We start from the raw sequence: 11,147 nt of genomic DNA on the forward strand, positions 1-11,147 counted from the left end.
TCTCTGGCGGCAATCATGCCGCGTGACGTTTTACGAATCTGGCGGCCAGACGGCAGAGGCATTGTTTCGGAACGTCGGCCTGACAAATCAGACGCATGTACTGGGCGCACGGCGCCACTTCGCATCGGCCGATGAGGCTGTTAATTATCTACGGTATTGGCTCAGCGAGCCAGGCGCACGCGCTGAACTCAAGTGGGTGCTGCAACGTTCCGGCCCCTCTCTGGTCACGGCACACGGTGGCGTCGACGGTTGGCTGTACGCGCTGGCAGGGCGTCTGAAGTCCGGTGCGGTGGCTGTCCTGGAAGAGCATGCGCGTCACGCGCGGCCCGGGCGCCTTGTCGCTCCGCCCGCATCCTCAGCCTCCGCCGCAGCGCTGTCCACCTTGCCAGCCCTGAGCACACTGCCAACGCTGCCCGTTGCTGAAAATCTTCTTCCGATTCTGGAAGACATCCGTATTGAAGGCGCCGAAGTTCTGCCGGAACTGAATCAGTCGCTTGAGCAGGTGACTGCTTCGATATCGAGCGTTGAGTCTGCTTCATTGTCGCTCGAGCCTGCACCGACGAAGGTCGCGGACATTACCGCATCGATCACCGAAGCGACGACGCGTGCCAACGCCGAGCTGAGTGAACTGTAGGGCAGGTAAAGGGATGACGCAATGAAAGTGATTGAACGCTCCCTCGAAGTCCTGCCGCAAAGTGCGGTCCGCATTGCGTCGTCCATGGAGGCCGCTGCTACCACGGTCACTGAGCAGGGAAAGGCATTTGCGGGCGACGTCGCAAGTTGCGCGGATTCCCTGAAAGCCGATGTAAAGGCCATCGCCGAGCAGATAGCGGCGATTCCCGCGATGTTGGACCCGAAGCCGGTGCTGGACTGTTGCACTGAAGCGATCAACACGGCCGCCAGCGATTTGCGCAAACTTGGGCTGGATGCGGCGGCAATACCGCAGCGACTACTGGATCAGGTCGCGACCGTGCAGCAAGTCGTCGACGAAGCTGCCAGAACCGCAAAGTCCTTGCCCGGTACAGTTACGGCGCTGTCGAAACTGGTCCCGGATTTCGATTCTCAGCTGACATTTTTTCAGAGTCTGCCGGCGCGCGGCGACGCGCTCGCGGCCCAGGCCCGACGCACGACCGACATGTTCGAGCAGTATGGCCGTCAGCTGGTTCCACTATCGGTACAACTGGCCCAACTGGGGACGCAGGCCGTCACGACCCAGGCAAAGGCACTCCAGAGCGATACGCTGGCACAAGTCCAGGCATTGCGGGGTACCTTGCAGAACAACGTTGTGGATCTGACTTCCGGCGTCGATGATGCCAGCTCGAAAGCTTTGGTGATGATCGGCGGCGCCGCAAATCTGGTCGGCAAGACAGGCGCCGATTTGCTGTCGCCACTGCAGGCGCAGATTGCTTATGTCGAGCGCATGCAAAATGCATTGCGCACGGAAGCTGAGGCTTGCGACGCGCTGTTTGACGACGGCGCAGCACAACTGGGCCGGGTCGGTGATATCGTACTCAAGCCGATGGCGGAGGCACGCGCACGGGTTGACGCCGTTATCGATCAGCTGCGGGCAGCGGCATCGAACGTCGATACCATGCTGAAAAAGGCGCTGCAGCCGATTGATTCACTTGAATTGCGGGCGGACACGATCAAGCAAGCACTCGACGATGTGGTCGGTGTCGTCGGCGAAGAAATCATACAGATACAGGGTTTGCTCGCAGAGCTGGACACCGATGCTGAAAAAGCCAAATCCGCACTGATTGCTCTACCCGAGAATTTTGCGCCGGTGCGCGCCAAAATCGTCGAAGCGGTGAGCTTGCTGGAAGAGATCAAAGGCCGCATACCGGGCTTTGTTGCTGCCGCCAACCAAGCGCTCGATGCTGCCAGCGCTGAACTCGACCAGGCCGAGGACCTGTGCAACCGCGCAATCGAGGTGTGCACCCGTTACATGATGAAGTCACCGCCCCTAATGATGGCGCGCACGCTTTTCATGGGCGTGAAAACCATGATCCCCACTGCCCAAACCGCAATTGCGACCGCCCGCAAGTCGGTCGAGGCCGCAGGTACGCAAGCCAGCGGATTGATGGACCTGGGAATCTCCGCCGTGGAAGCGTTGCATCCCCTGCTTGACCAGGCCATTGCCCAGATGCAGATTGCGATCGACGCCCTGGTCGCTTTGCTGGTGAAGCTTCAGGCGGCATTGCAACAGATTTCCGAGATGGCCGGCGCGATTCCACCCGAGTTATCGAAGCAACTCGAAGCTGCCGCGACCGCCATGCACGACGTGCTCAATAAAGTCCGCGCCGGTGTCAATGCGTGTCTGGCAAAACTGGAGTGCGAGACGCTGGTACAGCGATTGCAGCAAGAATTGTCCGCCTTGCTCGACCGGACCGTTGCAACAGTGGACCAGAAGATCAGGGAAGCCAGCGTGCCGTTGCAGAACGCCCTGCAACAGGGACGGGAAGCCGTCGCGCAGGCAGCGGAGCTTGCGCAGGAGGGCTTGCGCACATTGCACTCGGCCCTGACCAGTGCGCAAATGCAGGCGCAGAAGCCGATTGATCAACTCACGCAAATGATGATGTCATGGCAGTCGCGTATTACGTCGTTGAGCAGCTCTGCGAAACAACAGATATCTCAGGCTGAGTCTAAAGTACTGGCGCTGGCAGATCAGGTTACGCAAAAAATTTCCGCTTTGACCATTGAAATTCCTGATTTACCGGTCGAAGTTCAATCGACTATCAGCAAATTTTCCACATTCTCTGCCCAGATCCCGACTGATGTAAGAGCGGTCATCAGCGATGCCGGCTCGTTGAACGACTGGCAAGCGGCTGCCCAGCAATGCCACGACATCATCACAACCAGTATCGACACCGCGTCGGCCGAGGTGGCACAGGGTTTGGCCGAGGTCCGGGCCGCCTCCGACAATCTGCGTGCGGAGGCACAAAGCGCGTGCGATACCGCGGTCAATATCGAAGCCACCGCAACTGAGATTGAGACGTCGATGACGCGCATGAAAGACGAAGCGCAAGCTGTGACTGATAATGCGGATGAAGCACTCGACGAGATGGAAGCTTCGTTACAGGAAGCGAGCGCTGAAGCAGAATCCGTCGTTGACCACTATGCTCCGGTAAGCGAACAACTTCTGGCGGAGTCGAATGCCCAGTTCGACGGCGCGACAGCAATCGCGGAAGAAGCCAAAGAAGCAGAACAAGCTCTGGCGGCAGAGATTGCTGCGGCTGAGAATAACGTCGGGTCGGCGTCACAGAAGGTGACAGCACAGACCGAAGCGCACAAGAATGAGGCACAGGCTGGCATTGATGCGACCTTGGTTGAAGTTCAGGCAGTCCAGGCACAGGTCGAGGTGGCGCGTACCGATGTCATTGCGGCAGAAGCGATCGTTGATGCTGAAGTGGTTAAGCATGGCGGAGAGAGTACGCTCGTCGAGCCGGCAGAAAAACCAGAGAGTGCGAAAGACAGTGCGGAAAACATAAATAACGATAATAAGCAGAGCAACAAGCAGGAAAGCGGGAAGGGCACAGATGCACCTGACGGCGCAGCAGCTGATGCAGCATCAAGCGACGCGGCTACATCGAACAATAGTCAGACATCGGCGACCGCAGACAGCAAGAAGACGCGATCGGATAGCGCAGCAACATTAGCGGCCGAAGGGGGCGATGCGCAAACCGGTTCAGACGCGTCTGCATCCGCGGGGCTTCCAGACGACAAAGGCGCAGGTCGTAAAGATAAGGCAGATAGCGGGGATTCCAGCGATCAGATAAATCGGTCACAACAGGATGCTGCCGGAGCGAATGACGCGGTGACTGACGTCGCACCAGGCGAACCAGCCGCACGCGGGACGGTGGTAAGCGACGCATCTCCACAAACAGGTCAACCCCGCAAAAACGCCGCGACTGAGTTTCCATCAGACCCTGCATCGGATAGCGCACCCAAGCAGGATGCAGCTTTGGACCTCAGCGCGGAAGGCGGAAAAGAGGCGAAGAGTGCGGTCCTGAAAGACGATGCGAACGGCATTCAGGATCGCTCTTCCCGGCAAGCCCTGCCGAAGGACCGTGTGACTGAGAACAGTATTTCTGCTTCCGATGAAAAGCCGCCGTCAAGCATAGTGGACGCACTTCCGCTGGAGGATAAGAACGCTGAGTTGGCCGACCTTGATGCCATTGGCGTCGATGCGTCTGCCCCGGTCGCACTGGCTGCGAAAGAAGCGGCCAGTGGCTCGGTCGACGCGAGGGCAATAGCGCCGCCGTCGGACGGACCTGAAGATACATTTATAAATAAAGCGTCGGTACTTGATCCTGCCGAGTCGAAAATAAGCGCATTGGAGGTGTCGATTGATAAAGCGGTCCTTCCGCCCGAAATTCCAGTGACGGACGTGCTGAACGGCGCGGCAACTTCAGTTAAAGGATCAGCAAAGCCAGCCCTGCCGGATGCCGCTTTATCTTTAGAGACTTCCACTGCCACTGCGAAAGACGTGGAGTCCGCACTTAAGGAAGCACTGCGTGAACGGCTGGCGGATGCTGCGAGCAAAGCGCTCGGCTGAAAACGATAAGCGTTCCCCCTGAATAGATTGGCCGGGGCTAGTAGTGCTAGTAGTGATAGGGGCCCATGAACTGACTCCCACACTGCCCCTAAAAGTTAGCCCGTTCATTCATGATGCTGTCATGAAAAGTCAGTATTAAAAGCACGTGGTCGTCATGGTCAGCCAACGAGGTTAGCCCTAACATATTTCGTAATGCACCATTTTGCGGCGATGTCAGAAAAATGAGTTAAATGCCAAAAATTCTTTGATGAATATTAAAAAATTGCTTGTTTGTGGAACTTTTTCCACCTACCATGAGCTTGATTCTTAGAACTAGTTACAACTAGTCACACTTTGGGACGGAGTGCAAACCAAAGCCAAAGCGATGCTGACTCCTAGGTCACTCGCCTTGGGGGACCAGCTCCAATGATTACTAGTCCGGTAAATCTAAGTGAGGGTGAGGAATGTCAGACAGCTTGCAAAAATGGGTGGGACGCAATCGTCCTCCACGCGTTCAAATCACGTATGACGTCGAAACCGGTGGCGCTTCCGAGAAAAAGGAATTGCCTCTCGTTGTCGGCCTTATGGCTGACCTGTCGGGGCAGCCTCTCGTGCCGCCGCCGAAACTCAAGGATCGGCGCCTGATTGAAATCGATCGTGATAATTTCAACGAAGTGATGGCCAAGATTGCTCCGCGACTGGATATTCCGGTTCCGGATACCCTGAAAGGACAGGGTAATCTGAAGGTTGAATTGAATTTCACCGAATTTGAACACTTCCACCCTGAAGCGATTGTCAAACAGGTTCCTCGCCTGGCCAAGTTGCTTGAAGTCCGCCAGCAACTGCGCGACTTGCTCGGCAAGCTCGATGGTAACGATGAGCTCGATGCACTTCTGGAAAACATTATCCAGAATACCCAGGAACTTCAGACGTTAAAGGGCCAGGGTTCTCCCGCATCGGATTCCCCGGTAGCCAGCCCGGTCACCCCAGCCGCAGCCGCTGAAGGTGAACCTGAGGCAGCACCGGCCTGATAGCGCGCAGCGCTCATCTACTAATCGAAAACAGAGAGTCAAACTATGGCAACTAGTCAAGCTGCACAGGGCGGAGCAAGCACGTCCACTGAAGAACTCGGTCTGCTGGACCGTATCGTCCAGGAAGGCAAGATGGCGATCGAGCCATCGCAGAAAGCTTACGCGAAAACCCTTCTCGGGCAGTTCGCTACCCAGATCCTTGATGAAGGCATGAAGACCGCGCCCGATAAAGGCGTGGTGGCAATGATCAACGAGCGGATCGCAGAGATCGACCGCATCCTCACCGACCAGCTGAATGCGATCATGCATCACCCCGAGTTTCAGAAGCTCGAAGGTTCATGGCGCGGTCTGCACGACATGGTCATGGGGACTGAAACCGGTCCGACCCTGAAGTTGCGTCTGCTGAACGTGTCAAAGAAGGAACTGCTGAAAGACCTGGAAACAGCGGTCGATCATGATATGAGCATGTTGTTCAAGAAGGTGTACGAAGAAGAATACGGTACCTTCGGCGGCAATCCTTATTCATTAATGATCGGTGATTACTATTTCGGTCGTCATCCGCAGGATATCGCCTTGCTCCAGCGCTTGTCCAAGGTGGCAGCCGCAGCGCACGCACCATTTATTTCCGCCGCTGCGCCTTCCCTGTTCGATATGGGTGAATTTACCGAACTGGGTGTGCCACGCGACCTGTCAAAGATCTTTGAAAGCGCCGAACTTGCCTCATGGCGTGGTTTCCGTGAAACGGAAGATTCCCGCTATGTCGCACTGGTGTTGCCGCGTTACGCTGCCCGTCTGCCATATGGCGCAAAGACTTCTCCGGTGGAAAGCTTCAATTTCGAAGAGGATGTCAACGGTAAGGATCACTCCAAGTATCTGTGGGCGAACTCGGCCTATCAGCTCGGACTGCGTATCACTGACGCCTACGCCAAGCACAGCTGGACCACCGCGATTCGTGGCGTTGAAGGCGGCGGCAAGATTGCCGGCATGACTGCGCATACCTTCAAGACCGACGAAGGCGATGTCGTACTGAAGTGCCCGACTGAAGTCACCATTACCGACCGTCGCGAAAAAGAACTCAATGACCTCGGCTTCATCGCTGCAGTCAATTCCAAGGGTTCGGACTTCGCTGCGTTCTTTGGTGGCCAGACAGTCAACAAGCCTAAGCTTTACAACCTCGATTCAGCTAACGCCAACGCAGCGCTGTCATCGCGTTTGCCTTATGTATTGGCCGCGTCCCGCTTTGCGCATTACATCAAGGTCATCATGCGCGATAAGGTTGGTAGCTTCCAGACCCGTCAGAGCGTTGAGAGTTACCTCAACAACTGGCTGAGCTCCTATGTGCTGCTGAGCCCGAATGCAACGCAGGGTGAAAAGGCGCGCTTCCCGCTGGCAGAGGGCCGTGTTGATGTGACAGAAGTTGCCGGCAAGCCTGGCTCGTATTCCGCTACGGTTTTCCTGCGTCCGCATTTCCAGATGGAAGAGCTGACAACATCGATCCGACTGGTCGCCGAATTGCCAGCCGCAGCGGCTTGATTTCTCGTTAATTTCAACCTGTTCCGCAAGATCAGGCGCCATGATGGCATCTGATCTTGCCCCTTATATTTGGAGACAGTAATGTCTGACGTATTAATTTTGGATCTGGGAACCACAATCAAGGGCAATTGCCAGGTCAAGGACTATACAGACAAGGTCATTGTATTGTCGTATTCGCACGGCGCAGCCATTCCGCTGCAAATGGATTCGGCAAATACCGAGCGTACTGCCGGCCGTCCGTCGTTTTCAGAAATAACCTTTACCAAAATGTCCGACCTGTCTACGACCGAGCTGTACAAGGCTTGTTCGCAAGGCACAAAGATCGGTACCGCCACATTGCACGTAGGTCGTGTGGAAAATGGCGTCTATATGAGCTTGTTTAAATACGAGTTCACCAACGCCATGATCTCCTCTATCAGCACCTCAGGTGGTGGCGGGATCCCGTCGGACTCCTTCTCCCTGGCATTTAGCAAGATCAAGTGTGATTTTACCCAGCAGAAGACGGATTCGACCGCGAAGGGTACAGGCACCTGGAACTGGAACCTGGAGACCATGAAGGCCGACTGATGGATGTGGCGTTCAGTGTTCACTGGATGCCGCAGTTTCCCTGACCAGACCCGGCACCAGCGCCATGTCGTACGCGATAGCGTATCGGTGGCGGGTTAGTCACTTCGACAGAGTGTTTCGAGATCATGTCAAAAGCTATCGCGGCGTCGATTGTTCCGTTGTTTGATCGGCTCAGCGGCGTTGCCCATGCCTCGCAGGACGGCCGGCTTCTGGATGCGGGCGGGCTGCAGCATTCATTGCAACTCGATCTTGCACGCCTGTTCAACGTGCGAAACGCACTCACGATTCAGGAATACCTCACCTGCGAACCGTCAGTATTGCATTACGGTTTGCCCGACAGTTTGAGCCTGTCGCCACAGTCACAGCTTGATCTGGAAATCTGGGCGAAAGTCTTGGAGCGTTGCATTGAGATGTATGAGCCCAGGCTATCCCATGTACAGGTCAACGTGAAGCCGGACCCGAAAAAGCACTACGGTGCGCGCGCGACGATCGCAGCCGCCGTGATGCTGGGAAAGCAGCTGTGCCGCGTGAATTTCGATGTTGTGCTCAATACCCAGTCTGCCCAGGTAGAGGCTGCAGCATGAGCGGTGCTGGCATCATGTTTCTGCGATTCGCAAAGGCGCCTTCGAGGATGATGCCGTGAATACGCAGGACGATATTCTTGAATACTACCGGCGAGAACTTCTGTATCTGCGGACGCAGTCCGCTGATTTCGCCGCACGCTATCCCAAAGTTGCGCAACGCCTGGCACTGACCGGTGCCGAATCTCCCGATCCACACACCGAGCGTCTGATCGAGGCGGTTGCCTTCATGACGGCACGCGTCCATCGCGATCTGGACCGGGACTTTCCGACGATTGCGGGCGCGATGCTGGATAATTTGTGCCCCAGCCTGACACAACCTGTGCCTGCCATGACCGTAGTCCAGATGACGCTGGATTCGTCCCAAGGAAAGGTCACCTCCGGCATGCAGGTTGCGCGCGGCACGATGCTGTCCGCTACCGCATCCAGCGGGGAAAATTGCCGCTTTCAGGTGGGATGGAATACGACGCTGTGGCCGTTGCAGATTGCCGCGACCAAACTGGAAGACACGCGTACCTTGCGTCTGGAAGTGCAATGCGATGCCGGCATCGATGTGTCGGAACTGGAACTCGACAGCCTGAGATTTCACCTGTCGGGCGACTTGCTGACCACCATGCCCCTGCACGAACTGCTCATCAGCGGACTTGAGCGGGTTGAACTGCTGACCGGGCAGGGCGTACTCCATCGATTGAGTCCCCGTAATCTGCGCGAGGTTGGCTTCGACGAAAACGAGGAAGTCTTGCCTCAACCGTCGCACGCGCATCCGGCATATGGCCTGCTGCAGGAGTACTTCGCATTTCCGCGGAAATTCCAGTTTTTTGACCTCGCCGGCTTGCGTGGCCTGCTCGGCACGGGTCAGGGCTTTTCGGTGCGCTTCATTTTTAACCGGAGCGCACGCGTGCTGTCGCTGCTCTCCGCAGAAAATTTTTTGCTTGGTTGCGTCCCGGTCATCAATCTTTTTCCAAAGACCAGCGAGCCGATCTGGTTTGACCGGCGGCGGTATGAATATCCGCTGATCCCGGATTACCAGCGCGACGCCGTGACAGAAGTGCATTCGGTGGTGTCGGTTACTGCGTCGGATCCACGGTCGGACCGCCCGGAATTCATTCCATCCGTGTTTGCACAATCGGATGACAATGCCTCCGGGAGCAAGTCGATCTGCTGGTCGATGCGCCGCGAGATGAGCCTGCGCAAGGATATCAGCGGAACGGATGTGTTTCTCAGTTTTATTGACCGTAGCAATGTGCACGTCACGCCGGACGAGCCGGTCGTCTACGCGCAGTTACTATGTACTAACCGTATGCTCGCCGAGCAGATATCGCCAGGGACCCGGTTCTTTGGCGACGGGATTTCAAGCTCGACGCGCATCCGTACGCTGTATCAGCCGAGTTCGCAACGACCACCCGTCATGTCAGCCAAGGCCTTGTGGTCGCTGGTATCACTGTTGCGGCTGAATCATCGCTCGCTGGTGGACGGCACCAATGGCGTGCACACCTTGCAACAGATGCTCATGCTGTTTGCCGGCGACAGCGCGCGCGACCAGGCACAGGTACGTGGCATCAAGAACCTTACCGCAACGGTCGCAACGGCCAGGCTGGGAACGGATACCTGGCGCGGCCACTGCCGGGGTACGGACATCAGTCTTGAATTTGATGTCGAAGCGTTTGTCGGTACCTCACCACTGGTCCTGGCGGGCGTGCTGTCACGCTTTTTCGCGCTGTATACCGCGGCGAATTCCTTCGTCAGGTTGTCAGTCCAGCGCGGTGGCGAACCGTGGATGCAGTGGCCCGCAATGAGTGGACGGCAATGTCTGATCTGATGTCCCTGCTGCGGGAGAATCCGCATGACTTCGATTTGTTCCAGGCGATCAGTATCCTGGAACGCAGTGAGCCCGCACGCGCACCCGTGGGCACTTCGCTGGGTGTCGATGAAGCGGTGCGGCTGGCGGCGCAGGTCGATCTGGCTTTTGCGCCCAGCGACATCAGCAGTATTGCCGACAGCGATCGGCCAGGACCCCCGTTGACCCTGAAGTCGAGCGCGTTCTCGCTCGCGGGTGCCCAAGGTTCCCTGCCGATGCCGTTTACCGAGATGCTCTTGGAACGGCGTCGCATGCGCGATCATGCCGGGCTGGATTTCCTGGATATTTTTAACCAGCGCGTGCTCGGATTGTTTTACCGCAGCCGGCGCAAGCATCATCTGGCACTGGCCGCGGACGATGTTGCCGATGCACCGCTGGTACGCAGTCTGGATGCGTTGTCCGGACTGGGGCGTACGGAAGGCGCGCGCGGACCCAATGGCGAGCTAGCCTGGCTGCGTCACGCCGGTGTGCAGGGCGCGGCGCCACGATCGATGGCTTCACTGCTTGCGGTAGTGCGAGACCGGCTCGGTGTACATTTTTCGGGGCGCCAGTTCATCGGTGGCTGGAATGCCCTGGCGACTCAGGAGCAGGCCTGTCTGTATGACAGGAAGCAAGCGTTCGGCGTGCAGTCGCGCCTCGGCATGGGAGCCTCCCTCGGCGCACGCGCGTGGGATCAGGGAGCCGGCATGGAACTGTCGACCCTGCCGCTTGACGCACCGTTGTTTTCATCTTTATTGCCGGGCGGCGAAGCCTGCGCGTTGCTGGGCTGGCTAGTTGCCCGTCATCTGCAGCGCGATATACAGGTTAGCGTGCGGCTCGACCTCAAGAACCAGCCGTCGACCCGGCTTGGGCAATCAGACCCGCTGGCCCCACGTCTGGGCCTGAGTGCCTGGCTTTGCAGTCCGGCCGGTAGCAAATTCCAGGGTACGGAAGGTCGCGCCCCTGTGCGTTACCAGGAACCTTGCTTCATGCTGCAAGCGGCAACCTCACCGGCAACAGCAGTGCCGGACCGTAACCAGACGTCGCCAGAAAGAACCTGATCG

8 protein-coding genes are annotated in these 11,147 nt (G+C 57.3%); all 8 read left to right on the plus strand.

Features of this window, described 5'->3' with window-relative positions; genetic code table 11:
• Positions 1 to 22: 22 nt before the first annotated feature.
• The 8 genes from ASE07_RS25465 to tssG all read left to right on the plus strand — a co-directional run bounded on the left by ASE07_RS25465 (position 23) and on the right by tssG (position 11,144).
• Positions 23 to 634 (plus strand): hypothetical protein, encoded by a 612-nt coding sequence (locus tag ASE07_RS25465; protein WP_235548622.1) that lies wholly within the window; start codon positions 23 to 25, stop codon positions 632 to 634.
• Positions 635 to 655: 21 nt separating this feature from the next.
• Positions 656 to 4,555 (plus strand): hypothetical protein, encoded by a 3,900-nt coding sequence (locus tag ASE07_RS25470; protein WP_057293617.1) that lies wholly within the window; start codon positions 656 to 658, stop codon positions 4,553 to 4,555.
• Between the two features lie 443 nt (positions 4,556 to 4,998).
• Positions 4,999 to 5,565, plus strand: a complete 567-nt coding sequence (tssB, locus tag ASE07_RS25475) for a type VI secretion system contractile sheath small subunit (protein ID WP_057293618.1) — start codon at positions 4,999 to 5,001, stop codon at positions 5,563 to 5,565.
• Between the two features lie 45 nt (positions 5,566 to 5,610).
• Positions 5,611 to 7,098, plus strand: coding sequence for a type VI secretion system contractile sheath large subunit (tssC, locus tag ASE07_RS25480; RefSeq protein WP_057293619.1), 1,488 nt, complete (start codon positions 5,611 to 5,613; stop codon positions 7,096 to 7,098).
• Positions 7,099 to 7,179: 81 nt separating this feature from the next.
• Complete coding sequence (locus tag ASE07_RS25485; protein ID WP_057293620.1) at positions 7,180 to 7,665, plus strand: Hcp family type VI secretion system effector; 486 nt, start codon at positions 7,180 to 7,182, stop codon at positions 7,663 to 7,665.
• A 125-nt stretch (positions 7,666 to 7,790) separates the two neighbouring features.
• The gene (gene tssE / locus ASE07_RS25490; protein WP_057293621.1) at positions 7,791 to 8,249 is read left to right on the plus strand and encodes a type VI secretion system baseplate subunit TssE; all 459 of its coding nucleotides are present in this window, start codon (positions 7,791 to 7,793) and stop codon (positions 8,247 to 8,249) included.
• A 55-nt stretch (positions 8,250 to 8,304) separates the two neighbouring features.
• A complete protein-coding gene (gene tssF, locus ASE07_RS25495; RefSeq protein ID WP_057293622.1) occupies positions 8,305 to 10,065 on the plus strand; it encodes a type VI secretion system baseplate subunit TssF in 1,761 nt (586 codons plus the stop codon).
• Positions 10,053 to 11,144: a type VI secretion system baseplate subunit TssG gene (tssG, locus tag ASE07_RS25500; protein WP_235548623.1), complete on the plus strand. Its 1,092-nt coding sequence runs from the start codon at positions 10,053 to 10,055 to the stop codon at positions 11,142 to 11,144. The genes tssF and tssG overlap by 13 nt, the downstream gene beginning before the upstream one ends.
• Positions 11,145 to 11,147: the final 3 nt, after the last annotated feature.

Source organism: Noviherbaspirillum sp. Root189, from assembly GCF_001428545.1.
Classification (GTDB): Bacteria; Pseudomonadota; Gammaproteobacteria; order Burkholderiales; family Burkholderiaceae_D; genus Noviherbaspirillum.